Source organism: Tardiphaga sp. 619_E2_N8_4 (assembly GCF_051810905.1).
GTDB lineage: Bacteria > Pseudomonadota > Alphaproteobacteria > Rhizobiales > Xanthobacteraceae > Tardiphaga > Tardiphaga robiniae.
This window is the reverse complement of sequence record NZ_JBPWQJ010000001.1, coordinates 5,872,019-5,893,244: the sequence shown is the minus strand read 5'-3', so window position 1 is coordinate 5,893,244 and position 21,226 is coordinate 5,872,019. Positions and strand designations below refer to the sequence as shown.

Annotated in this window: 19 protein-coding genes; 8 read left to right on the top strand and 11 right to left on the bottom strand. The window is 59.4% G+C overall.

The features are described from left to right. Positions 1 to 145: 145 nt before the first annotated feature. The gene (locus AB8A23_RS27975; RefSeq protein ID WP_439057462.1) at positions 146 to 1,690 is read left to right on the top strand and encodes a PLP-dependent aminotransferase family protein; all 1,545 of its coding nucleotides are present in this window, start codon (positions 146 to 148) and stop codon (positions 1,688 to 1,690) included. A gap of 6 nt (positions 1,691 to 1,696) precedes the next feature. On the opposite strand, the gene AB8A23_RS27970 is transcribed toward AB8A23_RS27975, so the two are convergent. Then, complete coding sequence (locus tag AB8A23_RS27970; protein WP_439057463.1) at positions 1,697 to 2,479, bottom strand: sulfite exporter TauE/SafE family protein; 783 nt, start codon at positions 2,477 to 2,479, stop codon at positions 1,697 to 1,699. A gap of 229 nt (positions 2,480 to 2,708) precedes the next feature. On the opposite strand from AB8A23_RS27970, the gene AB8A23_RS27965 reads away from it, so the two are divergent. After that, positions 2,709 to 3,107: a nuclear transport factor 2 family protein gene (locus tag AB8A23_RS27965; RefSeq protein ID WP_439057464.1), complete on the top strand. Its 399-nt coding sequence runs from the start codon at positions 2,709 to 2,711 to the stop codon at positions 3,105 to 3,107. A gap of 25 nt (positions 3,108 to 3,132) precedes the next feature. After that, positions 3,133 to 4,506 carry an NAD(P)/FAD-dependent oxidoreductase gene (locus AB8A23_RS27960; protein WP_439057465.1) on the top strand — a complete coding sequence of 458 codons (1,374 nt, stop codon included), beginning with the start codon at positions 3,133 to 3,135 and terminating at the stop codon, positions 4,504 to 4,506. A gap of 100 nt (positions 4,507 to 4,606) precedes the next feature. Here AB8A23_RS27960 and AB8A23_RS27955 read toward each other — a convergent pair whose 3' ends face one another. The 9 genes from AB8A23_RS27955 to AB8A23_RS27915 form a co-directional block, all read right to left on the bottom strand. Then, positions 4,607 to 5,392 carry an amino acid ABC transporter ATP-binding protein gene (locus AB8A23_RS27955; RefSeq protein ID WP_439057466.1) on the bottom strand — a complete coding sequence of 262 codons (786 nt, stop codon included), beginning with the start codon at positions 5,390 to 5,392 and terminating at the stop codon, positions 4,607 to 4,609. After that, positions 5,389 to 6,165 (bottom strand): SDR family NAD(P)-dependent oxidoreductase, encoded by a 777-nt coding sequence (locus tag AB8A23_RS27950; RefSeq protein ID WP_439057467.1) that lies wholly within the window; start codon positions 6,163 to 6,165, stop codon positions 5,389 to 5,391. The genes AB8A23_RS27955 and AB8A23_RS27950 overlap by 4 nt, the downstream gene beginning before the upstream one ends. Then, positions 6,162 to 7,145 carry an NAD-dependent epimerase/dehydratase family protein gene (locus tag AB8A23_RS27945; protein WP_120288726.1) on the bottom strand — a complete coding sequence of 328 codons (984 nt, stop codon included), beginning with the start codon at positions 7,143 to 7,145 and terminating at the stop codon, positions 6,162 to 6,164. The genes AB8A23_RS27950 and AB8A23_RS27945 overlap by 4 nt, the downstream gene beginning before the upstream one ends. A gap of 1 nt (position 7,146) precedes the next feature. Continuing rightward, positions 7,147 to 7,818, bottom strand: a complete 672-nt coding sequence (locus AB8A23_RS27940; protein ID WP_439057468.1) for an amino acid ABC transporter permease — start codon at positions 7,816 to 7,818, stop codon at positions 7,147 to 7,149. A gap of 9 nt (positions 7,819 to 7,827) precedes the next feature. After that, positions 7,828 to 8,499 (bottom strand): amino acid ABC transporter permease, encoded by a 672-nt coding sequence (locus tag AB8A23_RS27935; protein ID WP_439057469.1) that lies wholly within the window; start codon positions 8,497 to 8,499, stop codon positions 7,828 to 7,830. Positions 8,500 to 8,574: 75 nt separating this feature from the next. Continuing rightward, positions 8,575 to 9,438, bottom strand: a complete 864-nt coding sequence (locus tag AB8A23_RS27930; protein WP_439057470.1) for a substrate-binding periplasmic protein — start codon at positions 9,436 to 9,438, stop codon at positions 8,575 to 8,577. Between the two features lie 34 nt (positions 9,439 to 9,472). Next, positions 9,473 to 10,384, bottom strand: a complete 912-nt coding sequence (locus AB8A23_RS27925) for an allantoinase PuuE (RefSeq protein WP_309947053.1) — start codon at positions 10,382 to 10,384, stop codon at positions 9,473 to 9,475. An 11-nt stretch (positions 10,385 to 10,395) separates the two neighbouring features. After that, positions 10,396 to 10,905, bottom strand: a complete 510-nt coding sequence (locus tag AB8A23_RS27920; RefSeq protein WP_231077836.1) for an ureidoglycolate lyase — start codon at positions 10,903 to 10,905, stop codon at positions 10,396 to 10,398. 197 nt (positions 10,906 to 11,102) lie between these two features. Then, positions 11,103 to 11,723: a GntR family transcriptional regulator gene (locus tag AB8A23_RS27915; protein WP_231077835.1), complete on the bottom strand. Its 621-nt coding sequence runs from the start codon at positions 11,721 to 11,723 to the stop codon at positions 11,103 to 11,105. Between the two features lie 1,950 nt (positions 11,724 to 13,673). Between AB8A23_RS27915 and rfbF the strand changes: the two genes are divergently transcribed. The 3 genes from rfbF to AB8A23_RS27900 all read left to right on the top strand — a co-directional run bounded on the left by rfbF (position 13,674) and on the right by AB8A23_RS27900 (position 16,617). Next, a complete protein-coding gene (rfbF, locus tag AB8A23_RS27910; RefSeq protein ID WP_439057471.1) occupies positions 13,674 to 14,522 on the top strand; it encodes a glucose-1-phosphate cytidylyltransferase in 849 nt (282 codons plus the stop codon). Positions 14,523 to 14,532: 10 nt separating this feature from the next. Next, a complete protein-coding gene (locus tag AB8A23_RS27905) occupies positions 14,533 to 15,591 on the top strand; it encodes an NAD-dependent epimerase/dehydratase family protein (RefSeq protein ID WP_093760308.1) in 1,059 nt (352 codons plus the stop codon). A gap of 303 nt (positions 15,592 to 15,894) precedes the next feature. Beyond that, complete coding sequence (locus tag AB8A23_RS27900) at positions 15,895 to 16,617, top strand: LuxR C-terminal-related transcriptional regulator (protein WP_439057472.1); 723 nt, start codon at positions 15,895 to 15,897, stop codon at positions 16,615 to 16,617. Positions 16,618 to 16,650: 33 nt separating this feature from the next. On the opposite strand, the gene AB8A23_RS27895 is transcribed toward AB8A23_RS27900, so the two are convergent. Continuing rightward, complete coding sequence (locus tag AB8A23_RS27895; protein WP_439057473.1) at positions 16,651 to 17,916, bottom strand: lipopolysaccharide biosynthesis protein; 1,266 nt, start codon at positions 17,914 to 17,916, stop codon at positions 16,651 to 16,653. A gap of 515 nt (positions 17,917 to 18,431) precedes the next feature. Here AB8A23_RS27895 and AB8A23_RS27890 point away from each other — a divergent pair. Together AB8A23_RS27890 and AB8A23_RS27885 are read left to right on the top strand one after the other, a co-directional pair. Next, complete coding sequence (locus AB8A23_RS27890) at positions 18,432 to 19,028, top strand: Crp/Fnr family transcriptional regulator (protein ID WP_439061201.1); 597 nt, start codon at positions 18,432 to 18,434, stop codon at positions 19,026 to 19,028. A gap of 45 nt (positions 19,029 to 19,073) precedes the next feature. After that, positions 19,074 to 20,540 (top strand): undecaprenyl-phosphate glucose phosphotransferase, encoded by a 1,467-nt coding sequence (locus tag AB8A23_RS27885; RefSeq protein ID WP_309947046.1) that lies wholly within the window; start codon positions 19,074 to 19,076, stop codon positions 20,538 to 20,540. Positions 20,541 to 21,226 lie beyond the last annotated feature (686 nt).

The window sequence follows — 21,226 nt, the reverse complement described above, 5'->3', positions numbered from 1 at the left end:
TCGCTCCGAGCCAGCGCCAGATCGGATGCACGAATGGGGCCAGTCCCGCGGTGCCGACGGTCCACCTTGGCGCGGCTTTTGCTTAGTATCTGCTTGGTCCGGATACGGGTGCAGCAGTGGTTTCGGGATGAGTGTGGAGCGCGCGATGGGTAATCCCGGAGGTTCAGTGAAAGCCGCCCGTGCAGACGGACGTCCGGCAGCGTCTGGCATCGGGGATGCCCTGTTCTGGGGATCTCTATTCCAGGGGCTGGACCGGCGCGGACCGTTCCTGCAGCTCCAGATCCGCCAGTTGATCTGTACCGCCATCGAAGAAGGCCGTCTGGCGCTTGGTGTGCGCATGCCGTCGAGCCGGGAACTGGCCACACTGCTTGAAGTGTCGCGCAATACCGTCGTGATCGCCTATGAGCAGCTGGTCGACCAGAATTTCCTCATTTCGCGCGAACGGAGCGGCTTCTTCGTGGCCGGCCTCTCCAAGCATCTCGGCACCCAGCGCGACGACCGCGCGGCGCCCGACGAGGCCGGCGCCGCGCGCTGGGCCGGGCGCTTCGCAGTGCGGCCGTCGGCCAACCGGAACATCGTCAAGCCGCTCAACTGGCAGGACTATCCGTATCCCTTTATCTTCGGGCAGTTCGATCCAAGCCTGTTTCCGACCAATGACTGGCGCGAAAGTGCGCGCGCCGCACTTAGCGTGCCCGAGATCAACAACTGGGCCCGCGATCTGATCGACGAGGACGATCCGGCGCTGATCGAGCAGCTCCGGCTGCAGGTGTTGCCGCGCCGCGGCGTTCGCGCGCGGCCGGACGAGATCATGATGACCATCGGCGCCCAGCATGCGCTGTATCTGATCGCCCGATTGTTCGTGAAGCAGGGCACCCGGGTCGGCATGGAAGATCCCGGCTATCCCGACGCCCGCAACATTTTCGGTATGCAGACCGACAATATCGTGCCGCTCGCAGTCGACGGCGAGGGCATGGTGCCCGATGCGAACTTCGAGAGCTGCGATCTCGCTTACGTCACCGCAGGTCATCAATGCCCGACCACGGTGGCGATGCCCGAGCAGCGCCGTCTCGAAGTGCTGCGCAAGGCAGAGGAGAGCGACATCATCCTGATCGAGGACGATTATGAGAGCGAGCTGATCTCGGAGGGGCCGGCACTGCCGCCGCTAATGAGCCTCGATCGCAACGACCGCGTGCTTTATGTCGGCAGCCTGTCGAAGGCGCTCGCGCCCGGCCTACGGCTCGGCTATGTCGCCGCACCAGCGCCGGTGATCCGTGAATTGCGCGCGCTGCGGCGCCTAATGCTGCGGCATCCACCGCTCAACAACCAGCGCGTTGCGGCGCTGTTCATCGGCCTTGGCCATTACCGCTCGCATCTGCAGCGCGTCTCACGCGTGCTACTGGAGCGCGCACGCATTCTCGATCAGTTGCTGCCCAAGCATCTCGCCGGTTGCGATTTCGTGCGCGGCGTCGGCAGCACCAGCTATTGGGTGACATGTCCGGCGGCCTGCGATGCCACCGAACTTGCCACGGCCGCGTTGGCAGAAGGCGTGGTGATCGAGCCGGGCGACGTATTCTCGATGACGAAAGGTACCCATGCCAATTGCTTCCGGCTTGGCTTCTCGTCGATCCGCAATGACCGGATCGAACCGGGCATTGAACGTCTCGGTCGCATCATCGCACGCATGAGCTGACGCGGCTCAGGTCAGCTCGCTCACGCCCTTGACGGCGCTGACGAGGGCAATCGCGCCGAGGCTGATGATCGAGACCTGGCGATGCATCGCGTCGTTGCCGCGCCGGAATGCGATTTCGCCGAGTCTGGTGCCGAGCCACATCACCGGCAGGCCGAGCAACGACAGGCCGATGGTGTGAGCGTTCAACAAGCCCACGCTGACGAAAGTGATCGTTGCCGTGATCGAGGTCATCAGGAAGAACACCATCAGCGACGCGCGCGTTGCCAAGCGTGGCAGCGGAACCGACATATAGTAAGCGACCACCGGCGGTCCGGGCATCGCGGCTAGCCCGTTGAACAGACCGGAGAAGAAACCGGTGATCGACGTCACCGGGCGTGGCGGGATGGCGGGCAACGCGAAGCCGCGGCCCAGCGCGAACACCGCCAGGAGAGTGATCGAACTGATCACCAGCCGCGAGATTGGCGCCGGGATTTCCGTCAGGATCAGGGTTCCCAGCGGCGATCCGATCAGCGCGCCGATCATCAGCCAGCGCAGCGAGGGCCAGTCGCAGCTCTGCGATGCCTTGCGGAAATCGAGCAGGCTGCCGGCAAGCTGCAATCCGATCGCCACCGGAACGGCCTCGGTCGGCGCCATGAACAGGCCGAGCAGCGGCACAGCGGCAAGGGCAAAACCAAAGCCGGTAAAGCCGCGCAGCACCGCGGCGACGAAAATCGAGGCAATCGACAGCAAAACCAGTTTTGGCGTCAGCGCCGCACCGAGATCGCCGATCGCGATCGTCAGGTCATGCATGTCACGTGGGTCCGTCGCTCCGTCATGCCGCCACCATGGCAACATCCGCCAGCCCGGGGAGGGCCAGCGTGTCTCAATCTTTGGGCCAGATCGCCGGTGCGAACCGTTCCGCTCTGGACAGGTGCTTCGCCGCAACTGGCCCTAATCGCGTGGCCTGGCCACTGGCAGTTTCACCACCATGGCTGGCCACCGTGCCGGCCGTTGTTGAAATGATCGAGAGAGTCTTGCAATGTCCGAGCAGCAGACCCAGCGCCACCAGCTTCTCGTTACGCTATTCGAGGCGTTCAACCGTCACGACGTTGACGGCGTCATGGCCTGCATGACCGCCGATATCGTGTTCGATACCGCCGCCGGGTCGGAGATGTATGGCAACCGCATCATTGGCACCGCCGACGTGAAGGCGGCGTTCGAGAAGGTCTGGGGCGGTATGCCGGATGTGAGCTGGACCTGTACGTCGCACAGCGTATTCGGCGATCGCGGCCTGTCGGAATGGATTTTCCGCGGCACAGCGGCGAATGGTGCCCGCATCGAAGCCGAAGGCTGCGACCTGTTCACCTTCAAGGGCGACAAGCTCTCGCGCAAGAGCGCATTCCGCAAGGACCGCCCGCCGCTACCGGCTCAGTCTTGATCGCACCGTGATAGAGGCCGCGCCGATGTCGATTGCTCCCTACGATCAGCACTACGATCCCCTGGTGTCCCCCGGTCCCGGCACCCACCGCGACTACGCCCCGACTTATTGGGCCGCCACGGCAGGAACACCGCCGGACGATGATGGCCCGATCTCCGGCGACGTCGATGCCGACGTCGCGATCGTCGGTTCGGGCTATACCGGGCTCGCTTGTGCGATTTTTCTGGCGCGCGAATTCGGCATCAAGGCCGTGGTGCTGGAAGCCAATCGCGTCGCCTGGGGCTGCAGCACACGCAATGGCGGGCAGGGCCAGAACGCGTCGGGCCGGCTGTCGCGTTCGCAGTGGATCGCGCGCTGGGGCCGCGATGTGGCGCTGCGGCTGCACGCGGAAATCAAGGACGGCTTCGAGACTTTCGAGGATCTGATCAAGACCGGAAATATCGATTGTGAACCGCAGCGCGGCGGCCACCTCTATCTCGCGCATCGCCAGCGGATGTTCGAGAAGATCGCAGCCGAGTCGAAAGTCCAGAACGAGGTGTTCGGCTACAAGACACGCGTGCTGTCCGCCGAGGACGTACGCCGCGACTATGTGAACGAGGCAGAATGTGTCGGCGCTGTACATGAGCCGCTGGGCACTGGTGTCCATCCTGCCAAACTCGCTTTCGGCTATCTGCGCATGGTGCGCGAACTCGGCTCCAAGGTGCATCCCGGCAGTCCGGTGCTGGAGATCACGACGCGCAATAGTGTGCATCATCTGCGCACGCCCAGCGGCACCGTGCGCGCCCGCGCGGTTGGCATCGCTACCGGCGCCTATACGTCGCTCGGCCTGACGTCGATGCTGCGTGGCCGCTGCATGCCGATTATGTCCAACTCGATTGTGACGCGGCCGCTTACCGAAGCAGAGCTGGAGGCGACCGGCTTCAAGACCACCGAAGTCATCACCGACACCCGCACGCTGCGCTTCTATTATCGCCGGCTGCCCGACAACCGTGTGCAAATCGGTAGCCGCAGCGCCATCACCGGCGCGGACGCTGCAAATCCGCGGCATCTGCAGCTCCTGATCGACGGGCTGCACCGCAAGTTCCCGGCGCTCAAGGGAATCGAGATCGACTATTCCTGGTGGGGCTGGGTCGATGTCAGCCACGACATGATGCCGCGTATCTTCCGGCCCGATCCTTCGCAAACTCTGTTCTATGCGCTGGGCTACGGTGGCAATGGCGTGTCTTATTCGGCGCAGGCCGGCCGTCGCATGGCCGAGATGATCGCGGGCAAGAACTTCAAGGGGCAGGACCTACCGATCTTCGCGTCGCCGCTGCCGACGCATCCGTTCTCGCCGTTCCGGCGTATCGGGCAACGCATGCTTTACAAGCTCTACCAATCGCGCGACGAAGCCGCGTAGGTCTTTCTAGCGGTCGCCCAGACGTTGATTGTGAGCTCATAGATCACGGGGCACGCAGGAACAATCGATGTCCGCTGTTAGCGCAAAGCGGGCGCTTCGGTCATCGATGCATAATTTGTTTGAGGAATGCACGGGTTCGATCCTGTTTCGGATCCGAAAAAAAACCGGCCGGCGCGCCTTCTTCGATGATCCGACCGGCGTCCATGAACACCACGCGGTCGGCGACCGTACGCGCGAAGCCCATCTCGTGGGTGACGCAGACCATGGTCATCCCTTCGCGGGCGAGGCCGACCATGACGTCGAGCACCTCCTGGATCATTTCCGGATCAAGCGCCGAGGTAGGCTCGTCGAATAGCATGATCTGCGGCTTCATGCACAGCGCACGCGCGATGGCGACGCGCTGCTGCTGGCCGCCGGAGAGCTGGCTCGGATATTTATCGGCCTGTTCGGAGATCCGTACGCGCTCAAGAAAATAGCGCGCGACCTCGTCGGCTTCCTGCCTCGTTGCGCCGCGGATCTTGCGTGGCGCGATGGTGAGGTTCTGCAGCACGGTCAGATGCGGAAACAGGTTGAACTGCTGGAATACCATGCCGACATCGCGGCGGACCACGTCGACATTGCGCGTCGAGTGATCGAGCTCGACGCCATTCACGACGATGCGGCCGTCGCGATGTTCTTCCAGCCGGTTAATGCAACGGATCATGGTCGACTTGCCGGACCCCGAAGGCCCGCAGATCACGACGCGCTCGCCGCGCGCCACCGTGAAGTCGATGCCCTTGAGCACCTGGACGTCGCCATACCATTTGGTGACGCCGGACATCTGGATGATCGGCGCGGATGTATCCGCAGGCGCTTGCCCCATGGTGCTCTCCGAAACGTCGCTCATGACGCCATCCAGCCGCCATCGACGAGAATGTTTTCGCCCGTCATGAAAGTTGCCTCGTCTGAGGCCAGAAACAGCGCTGCATTGGCGACGTCGTCGGGACGGCCCAGCCGCGGCATCGGCGTGCGGCTGGTGGAGTAGTCCATCCAGCGCGGCTCCGCGGCGCGGCCCGGTTTGCCGGTGACGATCTTGCCGGGCGCGACTGCATTGCAGATGATGTGATCCTTCGCGTAGTCCGCCGCGATCTGCCGCGTCATGTAGACGACTCCGGATTTGGAGGTGCCATAGGCGATGTCTTCCGGGCAGGCGATCATGCCGTGTTGCGAGGAAATGTTGACGAGGCGGCCGCGGGCCTCGTTGCGGATATCCTGCGTCAGCATCTGGTTGACGGCGGCGCGGGACATCAGGAATACGCCGGTGAGGTTGACCGCCAGCGTCCTGTCCCATTCGGCGAGGCTGGTGTCGGTCAGACGCTTGCCGGTGCCGATGGCGGCGTCGTTGACGAGCACGTCGAGGCGGCCGTAGCGCGCAACGGTCTGTTGGACGGCGCGGATGGTGTCGTCCTCCGAGGCGACGTCGATCTGGATGAAATCAACCTCATAACCGTCTGCACGCAGCAGCTCCAATGTCGGAGTGCCGCCTTCGCGCACGTCCATGGTGAGATCCGCGAGCATGAGCTTCGCGCCCTCGACAGCAAACCGGCGGGCGATGGCGCGGCCGATGCCCGAGGAGGCGCCGGTGATCAGAACCGACTTTCCAGCCAGACGTTTGCTCAAGCGGGTTCTCCTGCCTGCGGCAACCAGCCGAGATAGTCGCGCGCCGCATCTTCCAGATGATACTGAGGCGCGAAGCCGGCATCCGCGGCCAGTCGCGCAATGTTCAGCGGCGCACGGTCCTTCGGCAGGCCGTAGATCACGTTGCCCTCCGCCTCGATCTCCGCCATCCGCCAGCGGAAGCCGGGCATGTGCGTCGCGATGATCTCGCACCATCGTGGCAGATCGGACAACACACCGCCGCTGACGTGATAGGTGCGGTGCTTCAGCGCGTCGGAGGCGCTCACCCTCGCGACGCCGCGGGCAGCGTCGCGAGAATAGATCCAATCGCCGGCCATGCTGCGCGGGAGAATCGCTTCACGGCCGTCGAAGGCCATACGGAGCACCTGATAATGCGGACTCAGCGCATCGCGGACACCGGTCTGCAATTCCCATGGGCCAAAGACCGGCCCGAGCCGAATCACGCGCACATCGAGCTTGTGAAGGTCGGCGATCCGCAGCGCCGCCTGTTCCGATGCAAGCTTTGTGATGCCGTAGAGCGCGGCTGGCGCCGGCGGCGACAAATCCTCCTCGAACAGGCCCGACGCGGCCGGTTGCGAGAAGCCGTACACTGCGACCGAACTGAGCACGGTGACGCGCTTGATGGCGGGTCGCAATGTTACGCGTTCGAGCAGATTGACGGTGCCACCGATATTGACGTCGACGATCTGGCGCGCAGCGTCATGCTCGCGCTGGGCATTCGGCGTCATCGCGGCGGTGTGGATCACGCGGTCGATGCCGGCCGTGTTCAACGCGCGGTCGACGTCGTCGGCGCTTGTGACATCGCCGGTGACCAGCGTAGCGCCGGCAAGCTCGGCGCGCATCAGCATGTCGTGGCCGGGGGCTGAGAGGTCGAACAAGATAACGGTCTCGCCGTCAGCGATCAGGCGTTCGGCGAGCGCGAGCCCGATGAAACCGCTGCCGCCGGTGATCAGTGTGGCCATGTCAGCGGGCTTTCAGTGCTTGCCGTTCCAGCCGCGCCACCCAGCGCGCGAACGGATACAGAATGACGAAGAAGATCACCGCGGCCGCCATCAGCGGCGTCGGGTTGTAGGTTTGCTCCTGGGCGACGCGGGCTGAGCGCAGCAGTTCAGGCAGCGCGACCAAGGCGGCAATTGGTGTCGCCTTGACGAGTTCCAGCGAATTGCTGGCGAGCGGCGCCAGCACGTTGCGGATCGCCTGCGGCAGCACGATGGAGAACACCACATGCAGCGGCTTGAAACCGAGCGCCCGGGCAGCCTCGGTCTGGCCGTGGGGCACGGACAGGATGCCGGCGCGGAAGATCTCGCCATAGTAGCCGGAATTGTTGAGAACGATGGCCAGCACCGCTGCCGTGAAGCCGCCGAGCGTCAGGCCGAGAAACGGCATGCCGTAGAAGATCAGGATCAGCAGCACGACAACGGGGAACGACCTGAACAGATCAATATAGATCAGGAGAGCGACATTCACCCAGCGGTTCTTGAAACTATAGAGCACCGCGATGGCAAGCCCGGCCAGAATGCCGAGTGGCAGCGCGACAATCGACAGCCAGATCGTGTAGATCAATCCCTGCAGCAGCAGCGGATAGACCCGCAGCAGCGAGTCCCAGTTGGCGAAGTTGTCGAGGAAATCCTGCATGAGACCCGCTCACCGCCCCGTGCTGGTACGATATTCGATCCACCGGCTGGCGATCACCAGCGGAAGAAAGAAGGTGAGATAGAAAGCGGCGGCCAGCGTCAGCGGCGAGGGATTGGCGACCAGCGCCATCACGCTCTGCGCCTGTCCGAGCGTTTCCGGCAGCGACACCGCGGTGCCGAGCGCTGTGCCCTTGCTGATGGAGATGGCGCGGTTGGTCAGAAGCGGGATCGCGAGGCGAATGGCCTGCGGCAGGATGATGGTGACCAGTGTCCGCAGCCGGCTGAAACCGAGTGCGCTGGCGGCGTCCCATTGTCCGCTCGGCAGCGCCATGATTGCCGACCAGAAGATCTCGGTGGAAAAGGCCGACAGCACCATGCCGAGGGCCAACACAGTGGTCGCGAAGGGGGACAGCGCCGGGCCCAGATAAGGCAGGCCGAAATAGATGAAAACGATCACGACCAGCTGCGGCAGCGTGCGCAGCACATCCACATAGGTTGTGATGGCAAAATTGACCGGGCGCAGGTTCGCACATCGCACCAGCGCGAGCAGCAGGCCGAACAGCGTGCCGCAGACAATGACGAGCAGCGAGACGATGACAGTCGTGCGGAAGCCCGCGAGCACCTGCGGGAAGGCAGTCGCGATGACCTGGGCGTTGAAGTAATATTCGACGATCCGATCCATTGGGTCTCCGCTCCAAGAACTGGATCGGAGCGGTGCCGATCCAGTTCTGGCAGCTATCTTGTCAGAGCAAGTGCCTTACTGGCACTTCGGAACATGCGAGGTCGGCTCGAAACCCTTGAAGCCGGGAGGGCCGTAGCCGAAATACACTGTGTCGATGGCTGAGCCGGCATCGGGCGCCGCGCCATACCATTTCTCGTGCAGCTTGCGCAGGCGGCCGTCCAACTTCATGCATTCGATGACTGCCTCGACCTTGTTGCGATACTCAGTATCTTCCAGGCGGAATGCATAGGCGAAGTTTCGCCCGTTGAAGTCCTTGAAACCGACCTTGATCGCCTTGTTCTGGCTGGCGGCATAGACGGTCGTCGGGATCTCATTTAGCGCTGTGAAGGCGCGGCGCGTCAGCACGGCCTGTACCGTGTCGGGGAATACATCGTAGCGCTGCACTTCGAAGCCGTATTTCTCGGCATTGGTGGTGGCCCAGGTATCCGAGATGGTGCCGCGGTTGACGGCGACGGCCTTGCCCTTGAGATCCTCGAAGCCCTTCATCTCGTCGGCGGCGCGGACGATGAAGCCGTTGCCGGTGGAGAATAGCGGCTCGGTATAGAGCATGCGCTCGGAGCGTTCGGCAGTGAGGTTGAGCGGGTTGACGAGGAATTCGGCGCGCTTGGCGAACAGCGCCGCGAATAGGCCGGAGAAATTGATGTCGACGATCTCGACCTTCGGGCGGCCGAGATCTTTACCGATCTCGTTGATCAGGTCCGCACCGAAACCCTCGGGGCCGTTGGGGCCGCGCACCATCCATGGCGCGACGCCGAAGTCGGACGCGACCACCATCGGTTTGTCGGAGGGATGATCGGCTTCCTGCGCGCTGGCGCCGCCGGCGAATGCCGCAGTCGACAGCATCAGCGCGAACATCCAATGCGTGGGTTTCAGTTTCATGGGAACGTCCTTTCGGGTGCGGATGTGGTGGAGATCAGGGCGTGGGGGGATGAGTGGCCTGCCAGTGACGGGCGATGTCGCTGCGCCGGCAGACCCAGGTGTTGTCGTGCTTGGCGACGTGATCGAGGAAGCGCTGCAGGCCGGCGGCGCGGCCGGGATGGCCGATCAGGCGGGTGTGCAGTCCGACCGACATCATCTTCGGCGCGGTGGCGCCTTCCGCGTAGAGCATGTCGAAGGCGTCGCGCAGATAGACGAAGAAATCATCCGCCGTTGCCATCGCGCCGCGGCTGAACTTTGCGTCGTTGTTGGCAAGGCCGTAAGGCACCACGAGATGCGGCTTGCCGAGCACACGTGTCCAGTACGGCAATTCGTCATTATAAGCGTCGGAGTCGTAGAGGAAACCGCCTTCCTCGACCACGAGGCGCCGCGTGTTCACGCTCGGCCCATAGCGACAATACCAGCCGAGCGGACGCTCGCCGGTGGTGCGCGTGAGGCTCTCGACGGTCTTGCGTATGCGCTCGCGTTCGTCGGCCTCGGACAGCAACGGATGCCGCTCCCAGCGCCAGCCATGGGCGCAGACGTCGTAGCCATATTCCTGAATGGCGGCGCAGGCCTCGTTGTTGCGTTCCAACGCCAGCGCGCAGCCCATGACGGTGGCGATCATGCCGCGCTCGGACAGAAGGCGCAGCACGCGCCAGAAGCCTATGCGGCTGCCATATTCGAACATCGACTCGGCGGCGAGGTCGCGGCCCTCGAAGCCGCCACCGCCACCTTCGGTCAGGGCTGCTTCGGTGACGCCGTCGCCATCGGCGAACGACGGCTCGGAGCCTTCTTCGTAGTTGATGCAGAAGTTGAGTGCGATTCTTGCTGCGCCCGGCCATTGCGGATGCGGCGGGGTGCGGCCGTAGCCGACGAAGTCGCGGGTGAGGTGATCATCATGCGGCATCATTGCGATCCCTATGCGCTCGGCGGCATCACGGCGCGAATGTCGCCAGCGATATCGACGAACACGTCGTCGTCCTGCCGGCCGGTCATGCCCATGGCGACGGCAAATTCCATGGCCGCGCCGAGAACGGTCATGGGATGATGCCAGACATTGCGGGCGAAGGTGATGCTTTGATGCGCTCCGGCGATGAAGCACCGCAGGGTGGCCACATCAGGCAGGCCATCCGGGCCGGCATTGCACACGATCGCCAGGTATTGGCTGCTGCCGAGCGGGATGAAAGTCTGGGCGGAGAACGGATGACGCTCCAGCGTCGTGATTGGCAGGGGCAGACTGCCGAGCCTGGCGGCGCTGCTGATCCAGAAGGAAAAGGTGGCGGCGTCCTCGGTGCGATCGTCCGATGTCGGAAGATAGCGCCGGCGCACGTCGATCGGTCGCTCAGCTACATCGCCGAAGGCGGCAAAGGCGGCCGGGGACAGCGATTCGGCCGCGACGGTGTGGGAAGCAATGTGGTTTGGCGTCATTCAGGCGGGACATCTGGTTGGTCGGCGTTGCGGAGCGGCTTGATATTCCACTGGTATACCAGTGAACCGCCCATGCTGATTTCAGTCAAGCTGCGAAGCCCGGGAAGCTGCGTCAAATTTGGACGGAGTCCGACAAAATTGCGGGCAGCTGCAGAATTTTCGGACATGCACCCGCAGGGATTCTGCCTGATCTCGACCTAACCGTGAGGCTCGGGCAGGAAGATCCCGAACCGTTCGAGCAATCCCTGCCGCACATTAGTGAGATGCAGGATCATCGCCTGACGGGCTGCGGCAGCATCACGATCGATGATGGCATCGATAATCGCCAGATGCTCGCGGGTGGCGGGAAGCAGCCGGCCAGGCTGGCGCTCTACATTGCACATCCGGATCTTTTGCCGGATTTCTCCAATCAGCTTCTCAAGCGAGCGATTGCCGCAATGCCGCGCGATCTGGTCATGAATTTCATCGTCGAGGGTCCAGTGAGCCGTCCCGGACACTGTCGACGCAGCAATGATCTTCTCCAGCGCAGCCCTGATCGGTGCAAGGATATCCAGCGCGATGCGGGTCGCCGCAATGAACGTCGCTTCGCTCTCCAGCACCATGCGAAGATGGACCAATTCGAGCAATTCCGCCATCTCGATTGTGCGGACCACCACAGTGCCGTTGGACAATTGCTCGAGCCTGCCTTCGCCCAGCAACCGGCTGATGCCAGCCCGCAGCGGTGTCCGCGAGACTTTCAGCCGCAGTGCAAGCCGGCGCTCTTCGATCACCTCGCCGGGCTGCAGCTGTCGCGACTCGATCAGGTTGTGCAGCTTCAAATAGGTTGCGTCTGTTATGCTGCCATTGGTCCGTGCCGGGCGTTTGCTGGTTGATTTCTTTGCTTTGTTGACAGAAGGCACGGACGTTGCTTTCGACGATTGGATAGAAATGCCGCCATATCGGTAGACGTACGGTACGTTCTCGCCGCTGGCCGAGCCGAAGCTCTGGATGAGCCATCCATTCTCAATTGGTGTCACCTTTTATGCAAGACTTCGCGAAATTCCGCTGTCTTTGGATCTCCACATGACCGCTTCTGGCGCAAAGCCGCACTCTCCACGACATGGTCGACCATCCACTTCTATTCCGGAACCAGCTCTCAGTTTCTTGCGGGTTTGCCGCCGCCACTTGCGGATATATCACGTCCGATGGAGTTGACGTTGCTCCCGCGCCGCGACAAGACCTCATCGCTGTGTCCATCGACGACATAAGGTCGTTTATTGAATGCATCCCCACGGGCTGAACCAGAGAATATCGCTCGATACAATTCATGTGGCACCCCTACGCTACAGTATCCCGCGACACAGGTGCGCCGTAAGATAATTTGGATCCCTCCGGCATAGACAATTGCGATCCCGCTGAGAATTGTGTCGATTAGGCCGATATGATTTGCACAAGAGCAAACGCTGCATTCTGCCATCAATCACGGGCGCAATCATCGACGGTCGCTTATGGATCCGGGACGCCGGTGGTTTAAATAATTTTACAGACCCAGCCCGAATCTTCCTGCGCACGTCAACCTATCGACAATTTATCGATATGAAATGCCTGCATCGGACGACGCGTGGCTACGTAACGCGTTGCGCAGGGGCGAGGCAGATTATGGGTGGCGAGACAATACCGCGAAGCTTGTTGTTCGAGCCAGAATACGATTATCGCAGAAATTGCATCAGTTTTGAGTTCTGGAATTGTGGGAAGAGGCAGTCGGCTATCGTAAAGGTCGAGTCGCAGCTACCTCCAGATATTGCTGTGAGGTTATTCAAGATCGCTTGGCCAAAGCTCTGGCTCAGTGCTGCTTGCACGAAACCGATCGATGGCGTCGTAGAGCTGGATTTCAAGCTGTAACGAAGCCTCTCGGCAGATGCGCTTGAGGCGGTGAGCGTATCGTCAGACCTAAGATCAGCGGACCGGACTCGTCCCATCGCTATCAAATGCAATTGCGTTATCGCGTGCCTGGCGACCGGCGGATGTCGCGGTCCATAAATGGTCGAGTACGAGTGAGCCCGCGTCCTCATCAAATTCCTGTTCATGTGGCGGTGGCAAGGGAGTCGCCTGCAACAGAGCGCGGGCGAACAGATCGGAAGCTTCCTCCCCGCCGACGAAAATGCCGCCGCCTACGGGAATTTCGATCTTCGCATTCCAGCCTGGAGCCGGGCCGACTACTTCCGTCGCCAGGAGCTGAAGTTGACCTGGTGTCAGAAAGTGCGAGCTGCTCAAAGTTCCAATCCCGACGCTAAGTTCAACGCAGTCTCAACTGAAGAAATCTGCTGTATCTGGTGTCACATGAGGCGGGTGATGAATCGTGGCGACATGGGGAGTATCCAGGGATGAAGGTGAAGTGAAGCGGCCGGACAATACATCTTCGTCATCGCAATAGGCTGTCAGCACCATCAGACATAGTGCGGTAAAGGCCATGAGAAGAAGTAGAAACTCCGGACTCATCGTTTCTGACTCATCAGTGCGTATTTGGCCAATCGACGCTCGCAGAGATCTCAATGTAATCGCAATGGTCGCGCATGGGCGACCATATCGGTGGCCCTCAATCAAAATCTCGCAGGCACTTTATAAGTAGAACGTTGGCGCAAAAGTTATTGCTCAACGAAAATTCAGATTTGACGGCTGTCAACTCGCACCGGGTGATGCTGCCTATCCTGCCAATAAGGTCATCTGCACATCGGACGGTATCCGATGTGTGAAATCAGACGATGGCGACCAAAGGACAGGAGAGAATAATGAAGGTGGTGATCCTTGCAGGCGGCTATGGCACGCGCCTCAGCGAGCATACGTCGGTCGTTCCCAAGCCTTTGGTCGAAATCGGCGGGCGTCCAATACTCTGGCACATCATGAAACTCTACTCGCATCATGGTCTGAACGAATTTGTGATCTGCTGCGGCTACAAGGGCTCGGTGATCAAGGACTACTTTCTGAACTATTTGCCGCACCAGGGTGATCTCACCGTCGACCTGCAGCGTAACGACGTCGAGATCCATCGCAATGCAAGCGAGCCGTGGAAGGTCACGCTCGTCGATACCGGCGAGAAGACCATGACAGGCGGGCGATTGAAGCGCGTGAAGGATTATATCGGAAACTCGACGTTCTGTCTCACTTACGGCGATGGCGTAAGCGATGTGAATGTGCAGGAGCTTATCAAGTTCCACCACGAGCAAGGAGCGCTCGCGACGGTGACAGCGGTCCAGCAGCCCGGTCGCTTCGGTGCGATTAATTTGTCGTCAGAGCGTCCACGTGCGGCCCGCTTCCGGGAAAAGGATGCGCGAGACGGGCAGGTGATCAACGGAGGTTTTTTTGTCGTCGAGCCTGAAGCACTCGACGTGATCGATGGCGACAGCACGAGCTGGGAGAACGAACCGTTGGCTCAACTTATCGATCGAGATCAGCTCGCGGTCTATCGACACCACGGCTACTGGCAAAACATGGATACCTTGCGCGACAAGGCCGTCCTGCAGGAGTTATGGGATACGGGGAATCCCCCATGGTGTGTCTGGGATAAAAAATCCACAGCTCCGACGTTCAATGCTGCTCGTATGTCTGATCCGGCATTTGCCGGTCAGACCGCTAAGTGAGGGCGAGATCATGCGCGTCCTATATACAGGAGCTGACGGCTATATTGGCGCAGTACTTGGGCCAAAGCTTCTTAGCAACGGTCATGATGCAGTTGGCATCGACACAGGCCTTTATCGCCGGGGCTGGTTGTTTGATGATGGCTGCACACGGCCAATGGTCATTTCGAAGGACACGCGCCAACTAACGACGACTGATCTTACTGGAATTGATGCAGTCGTGCACCTTGCCGAGCTGTCGAACGATCCTCTCGGCGAGAATGACCCTGGCATGACCATGGAGATCAATCACGAAGGCTCGGTCGCCTTCGCAAAGAAATGTAAGGATGCCGGCGTTCGACGATTTGTCTACGCGTCGTCATGCAGCATCTATGGCGCGTCCGGCGATGAGCTGAAGACCGAGACGTCATCGGTAGACCCGCGCACTGCTTATGCCAAATGCAAAGTTCTAGTTGAGCGCGACGTAAGGGCAATGGCCGACTCGCGCTTCACGCCAGTGTTTCTTCGCAACGCCACGGCATTCGGCGCTTCGCCACGGCAACGTTTTGACCTGGTCTTGAACAACTTGTCCGGCTTCGCATACACCTCTGGAACAGTGCGTGTGATGAGTGATGGGTCGCCTTTACGACCGTTGGTGCATATCGATGATATTTGCCAAGCGATTGTGTGCGCATTGGAGGCGCCCCGCGAAGCGGTGTGGGGCGAGGCCTTCAATGTCGGCGACGAGACGCAGAACTATGCGGTCCGTGACATTGCGAATATCGTCAATGAGACATTCGCCGGCTCCGTATTGACCTTTGGGCCTGCTGGAGCAGACGATCGTAGTTATCGCGTTTCATTCGCAAAGATAAAAGAGCATCTGCCAAGCTTTTGTTGCAAATGGGATGCGCGATTGGGAGCGCTGCAGCTAAAGAGCGTCTTTGAGCGCATTCAGCTTGACGAGAAAGTTTTCAATGCGGCGCCCTTTACGCGATTGGCTGAACTCCGGCATCTGCGGGATACAGAGCAATTGGATCCGCGGCTTCGTTGGACGCCAATGAAGGACATGTTCCCTGCAGTCGCGGCGGAATGACTGCAAACTAACCGCGACGTTTCCGCGCAGTCTGCATGTGTGCACTCTCGTTCCGAGTATAATAAAGGTATTGCAATCCAGCCGAGTGCGCGATTGTCGATATTGCGAGTGCATAATTTATGCGCGTGTACCCAGATTTATACGGGTCATCGAAAAGTTCCATTTGATTCAATGAGTTGACACGGGGGCGTTCGTAGGTATTCTTGTTGCATTGCAGAATATTAAAGTGAGCGGCGGTAGAGGGCGCCCGAAGCAGAATTATCGCCGCATAAATTTGGATTACGCATACCAGGGGTTGGTGTCGTGTCAGTAATCTTAGTGGTCGACCAGCACAGCGTCTATCGAGCCGGCCTCAAGGACGTTATTGAGGCAAGACTTCCACACTCCAGAGTAATCGAGGCGTCTCGCCTCGAGGTTTTCGAAGCGGATGATTGTTTCGACTTGATCCTGATGGATCGAGCAAGCCTCAACGACCTTTCGCTTGAGGTGCTCGCGCAGGTTTATGAGCGAAGACCTGCAACGCGCGTTGCAATCATGTCGACGTCAAATACCCGCGCTGACGTATTTGGCTGCCTCTCGGCTGGGTTTCACGGATTTGTTTACAAGCTGCAATCCGACGAAGAGTTGCTGACGGCTATCAGCGATCTGCTCACTGGACGCATCTATGTTCCACGATGGCTCGCAGATGGCGATCATGGCAGCATTGGCAGTCAGCGTACGATGACGGTCGATGTCGACAAACTTCGTTTGACGCGTCGCCAGCATGACGTGCTGCCGTTGCTGGCGCAGGGAATGTCGAACAAAGAGATCGCACGTGAGCTGAGCATCGCCGAGGGCACGAGCAAAATTCATACAGCTGCACTTCTTCGGGCGCTTGGCGCTCGCAATAGAACCGAGGCGGCGTTCATGGCCGCAAAGATTGTTGGACCGAAAGAACGTACTGCTAGCCGCGCTTCCAGCACTCGTTTCATGATCGAGGGGATGGGTATGAATGGCGGCCGATCACGCATGAGATTTCCGGCATAGAGCTGGCTGTCGTTGATCCTGGGTAACCTGGAGCTATCCCAGCGCTGGCGACTTGCTCGGCGCAGGGTCATACAGCAACGCGCCGCGCCAGATTGTGATCGCCCCAAACGTGATGATCATAGCGGTCCCGGCGCCATAAAGCCCCATGAGTGGCAGACAGAGCGACTGGGCGACGATCAGCCCAGTAACCGATGCGAGATTGGTGAGCGTCATAACGCCATCTCGGCGAGCCGTAAACAACGCCATGGCTCCAAAATCTGCGACGTTGCGCACTGCCATACCCGCCATGATAAGCCAGAATGCCAACAGGAAGTTTCCGATGGCTGGTTGCTTCAAATACGGCAAGACGAGATAGAACGCCAATCCGGTCGCTGCACCCAATGCGATTGTCGAGAGCAATGTCGTGCCTAGAAACGGCATCAGCAGCTTCTGGTGTTCTGAATCGCCGCCATGATGGTGTGCCTTGATCAATATGGGACGCTGTACCTGCAGGACGGCAATGCTCACGAAGGTGCTCACGGCGTTTGCGGCCGACCAATAGAGAAAGTAAATGCCGGTTAGCTCCAGCCCGAGGAAAAATGAAACCAGATAGCGATCGATATATTGGCTTGCAACAAAACCGAGATCGCTCAGGTAAATGACGAAACCTTTCATGATCGTGGAGAAAATTCGTTGTGGGTCGATCGCCGCCAGCGAGGTTGCTGTCCACGGCCACAGTCTGGTTGTCCAGAAGAACAGAGCCAAAGCCACGATACTGCCGGCGAGCCAGAAGCACAGCAACGCGGACATGGATCTGAGTTCCGGATACCAGATGGCCAGTGGGGTATAGACCAAGACCCAGAGGGCCCCGCGAATGAAGGCGCTTATGTTGGCCAGAAGGGGCTTTTGCAAATTTGATAGTAACTGGAAAGCGTCGTTGCCGAAGTGCTCTAGCAGCGTAATCGCGATGACCAGCGACCATATGCTTGATCCGTTCAGAAGGTGCGTGACCGGAAAGGAAACCGCCAGCGCTAGGGCGTAAACGATGGTGACAAAGGACCAGTAGTGCCGCAGCAGGTCGATCAATTCAGCGAGCGGCAGCGTAACTGCATCCCGCACGATGAGATGGACCATGCCCATCCCGACCAGGCTCGGTCCCACGGCGACAACGCCGGCGCAGAGTCCAAAGACCCCTAGCGATGAAAGATCGAGATAGCGGCCAACAAAGATGGCGAGCCCGAACTTGCATGCCAAGATGGTTACCCGCATCCCGAGGATAGCGACTGAGGTGGCGAGAAGCCCCGTTCTGACCAATGGCATGCGCTCTTTCGATTGGTGAAAGGGCTTCACTCTCAAGCGATATGCCGCTTCACCCAGTCACGTCTCTGGATGACCTTGAATAGCAGCGTGAGCCACTCGATGGGGCCATCTGTGAAGTCCGCATTCAATCAAAAAAGGTCAGTGCATAATTGACGGTCGTCACAGAATTCGAAGATGACATCGATGCGTGAATCGCGCATATTCCATGCGTGATAGTAAATACGTAGAATGCTGCGCTCGGTGGCAATACGCCAGTATTATAGGCGCTATCATAACCAAAAATGTGCGCCAGCTAAGCGCAGTATAGTTTTCCTGACATTCGGTCTAGACCATCAGGCCGAGTTGGAACCATAGAAAACTTAGCGCACGAGCCTGAATTTTCTTAAAGTTGTCTGCATGCCACCTTCAACGCACGCTTAACGTTGAGGGTTGGACCAATGCCGCTAGACATGGTTTCCCTAAAGCCGTCCTGCACACGCGCGCCGATTGGCCTTACTGTGCTGCCCAGCAAGATAATGCTGGATCGTACTCCCACTCCGACGATTGTTCCGCGGGGCAGGGCCCTGTTCTGGGAGGGAGAGCAACAAAACCAGAAGATCGAAATCATGGAAGGCGTCGTGCGGGCAGTGCGTCTGCTCCCCGACGGCAACCGGCAAATCCTTGCCTTTTATTGGCCAGGCGATGTTGTCATGCCCACCCAGCAGGCTTGCCAAGAGTTCACAGCCGAAGCAGTTACCGACTGCCGAGTCATTCGCACCACCGTTGCCCGCGTTTGTCATCAGGGCGAGCCATGCGGGACTCATCAAGTTCTGTCGGAAACACTCTCTCTTGTACTGACGATGAGCCAGCGAACCTGCGTCGCCCGGATTGCGTGGCTTCTGCTTCGCATTCAACCTCATTTGCGCGAGGATCCGAAGCGTCCCAAAGCGCTTCGGCTGCAACTATCTCGGGCCGATATCGCCGATCATGTCGGAACGTCAATTGAGACTGTCTGTCGGGCACTCGCTGATTTCAAGGCGAAAGAGCTAATTGATCTGCCAAGCCGGAAGACCATTCGCTTCGTCAATCAAAATGGGTTGATGAAGATCGCAAGCGCAAGGGCGCAGAGATAGCGGATAGTGTGGTGAAGCTCTCAAGATTTGATAGGAGCAGATTCAATGGATCCGGTGGGCGGTCGAAAGGCGGCAGCGAGACTGGAGCGACCGCACGGTCAGCACGAGTTCGGCGTACCGTCCTCCTTGTCAGTGATTTCCCCGCTCGTCGCGGCGCTTGACCTGGTATGGATTGTAATTCTGTCGGTCGCGACGGGCATCATTTATGATGCTACCGCTGTCGCTGGCTATAGCAGTGCGGAAAACAATCTGGGCTCGGGAATGGCTGTCGGCATTCTGTATTCCGCTATTGCTCATGTTTCGAAGTTGTATCAAGCGTCCAATCTTCTGCGAGGCCGGTGGCAGGTTGGCAGATCCGCACTGACATGGTTGGCCGTATTTGCGTCTCTCGCGGCTCTCGTTTTCTTGCTCAAGAGCGGCTCGACCTTCTCTCGTGGCTGGGTTTTACTTTTCTTTGCAAGCGGCCTTGTTGTTTCTTCGGTGTTGAGAGTCATCGTCGCGGAACTCTGTTCCTATGTCATCCGCTCGAAGCTTATTCGGCCGAACCGGATCGTTTTGGTCGGTCTAGAGGAGGAGCTCATCGGTAACGCAACGCTGAGTAAGCTTGAGTTATATGGCTACTCTGTTTGCAAAATCGTATCGCTTCCAATGGGGCCCGGCCAATTTCTCGATCCCGCTATCCTCAAGGAACGCATGCGCGAGCTCGTTCGCTATGTCCGCCAAACCGGGGTGGACGAGGTCGTGATCGCAATGCCCTGGGCATTTCTCGATGCGGTCGGGCAAGTCGAAAGCGAGCTGCGTGTTCTCCCGATTCCAATCAAACTCGTTTCGGATCAAAGGACAGCTCGCCTGCTGGATCGACCACTATTCGATTTTGGCCCGACAAAGGCCCTGCAGTTGCAGCGTGCGCCCCTGAGTGCCATGCAGCGGACAATGAAACGATCCATGGACCAGCTGTTGGCCGCATCGGGACTCATTGTCCTGCTGCCAATGTTTGCGATTGTCAGCATAGCAATACGCCTGGAGTCGCCGGGCCGGTCGTTATTTCTGCAGCAGCGAGCAGGCTTCAACGGAAGGCCGTTCAAGATCTATAAGTTCAGGACGATGAACACGCGAGACGACGGACCGGTCATTGTTCAGGCCAAGAGGAATGATCATCGTATTACGCGGCTGGGAGCGCTGCTGCGAAAGCTCAGCATTGATGAGATACCGCAGCTAATCAACGTACTTCGCGGGGAAATGTCGCTCGTAGGGCCTCGGCCGCATGCATTGGCACACGATTCTGAATACGATCAGCTCATTGCAACCTATGCCATGCGGCACAAGATCAAGCCAGGAATTACAGGCTGGGCTCAGGTCAATGGATTCCGAGGCGAAACCCCGGAGATCGGCATGATGAAGAAGAGGGTCGAAAGCGACCTGTGGTATATCGAATCGTGGTCGATCTGGCTGGATCTTCGCATCCTGGTTTTGACGGTCTTTCGGGTGTTGAAGACTGACAACGTTTATTGATGTGTTGGTGAAGCTTGTTGCACGGGCGGCAACGAAACCTCAGAACACCACGCCTAGTGACGGCCAGTTCGGAGAAGCCGCAAGTTTACTTCCCGACCGCGTCGCTGGGATGTCGGGCGCCTTAGTACTGAAGCGAGATTGCGGGCACCCCCCCGTCATTTGATGAGCGCTGCTGTGCGAGCCGCATTGAGCGTAAGCGCGATTGTCATTGCGCTATCAGGGCAAAGTCTCGTTCAGCTATAGGACGTCAATGCGCCTCTGTGCACAAGATCATCGAAGGTACCTGTATCGGCATAGCCTCCGAACAACTGTGGCTAGGATGATCCAAATCGAGACGCCGCGCTGCTGAAGGGCCGCGACGAAGGAGAGTCTCGATCTCCCACCACTAAATAGCAACTAACCTGTCGAATCACGCAGAAATCTGCCATTTTTGTGTTTTATGGTGTTTGCGTGATGTGGACTGTCGACGTATGTGGTACGCCGCCAGCGCGGCCGTGGTGGTCTATCCACGATGTCTTTGCTCCCTTAAGCGGATCTGCAAACTATGTCTTTGATGCAGCACATCTTCGCACTTTGGCTTATCGCGCATTTGGCGTGGGCGGCACTTGTGTTGCAGAGGGAGTTGCAGAGGTCGCGGACGACCTTCTGTGGGATCGGTGGTCGCGCGGGCGAAAATGTCTCGAACG

Excerpts from the sequence above, each read along its gene's own strand:
- AB8A23_RS27925 (WP_309947053.1), bottom strand. The coding sequence starts at position 10,384 with ATGCCGCATGATGATCACCTCACCCGCGACTTCGTCGGCTACGGCCGC.
- AB8A23_RS27955 (WP_439057466.1), bottom strand. The coding sequence starts at position 5,392 with ATGAGCGACGTTTCGGAGAGCACCATGGGGCAAGCGCCTGCGGATACA.
- AB8A23_RS27945 (WP_120288726.1), bottom strand. The coding sequence starts at position 7,145 with ATGGCCACACTGATCACCGGCGGCAGCGGTTTCATCGGGCTCGCGCTC.
- AB8A23_RS27940 (WP_439057468.1), bottom strand. The coding sequence starts at position 7,818 with ATGCAGGATTTCCTCGACAACTTCGCCAACTGGGACTCGCTGCTGCGG.
- AB8A23_RS27930 (WP_439057470.1), bottom strand. The coding sequence starts at position 9,438 with ATGAAACTGAAACCCACGCATTGGATGTTCGCGCTGATGCTGTCGACT.
- AB8A23_RS27885 (WP_309947046.1), top strand. The coding sequence starts at position 19,074 with ATGGATCCGGTGGGCGGTCGAAAGGCGGCAGCGAGACTGGAGCGACCG.
- AB8A23_RS27960 (WP_439057465.1), top strand. The coding sequence starts at position 3,133 with ATGTCGATTGCTCCCTACGATCAGCACTACGATCCCCTGGTGTCCCCC.
- AB8A23_RS27965 (WP_439057464.1), top strand. The coding sequence starts at position 2,709 with ATGTCCGAGCAGCAGACCCAGCGCCACCAGCTTCTCGTTACGCTATTC.
- AB8A23_RS27970 (WP_439057463.1), bottom strand. The coding sequence starts at position 2,479 with ATGCATGACCTGACGATCGCGATCGGCGATCTCGGTGCGGCGCTGACG.
- AB8A23_RS27935 (WP_439057469.1), bottom strand. The coding sequence starts at position 8,499 with ATGGATCGGATCGTCGAATATTACTTCAACGCCCAGGTCATCGCGACT.
- AB8A23_RS27920 (WP_231077836.1), bottom strand. The coding sequence starts at position 10,905 with ATGACGCCAAACCACATTGCTTCCCACACCGTCGCGGCCGAATCGCTG.
- AB8A23_RS27975 (WP_439057462.1), top strand. The coding sequence starts at position 146 with ATGGGTAATCCCGGAGGTTCAGTGAAAGCCGCCCGTGCAGACGGACGT.
- AB8A23_RS27890 (WP_439061201.1), top strand. The coding sequence starts at position 18,432 with ATGCTGGATCGTACTCCCACTCCGACGATTGTTCCGCGGGGCAGGGCC.
- AB8A23_RS27905 (WP_093760308.1), top strand. The coding sequence starts at position 14,533 with ATGCGCGTCCTATATACAGGAGCTGACGGCTATATTGGCGCAGTACTT.
- AB8A23_RS27895 (WP_439057473.1), bottom strand. The coding sequence starts at position 17,916 with ATGCCATTGGTCAGAACGGGGCTTCTCGCCACCTCAGTCGCTATCCTC.
- rfbF (WP_439057471.1), top strand. The coding sequence starts at position 13,674 with ATGAAGGTGGTGATCCTTGCAGGCGGCTATGGCACGCGCCTCAGCGAG.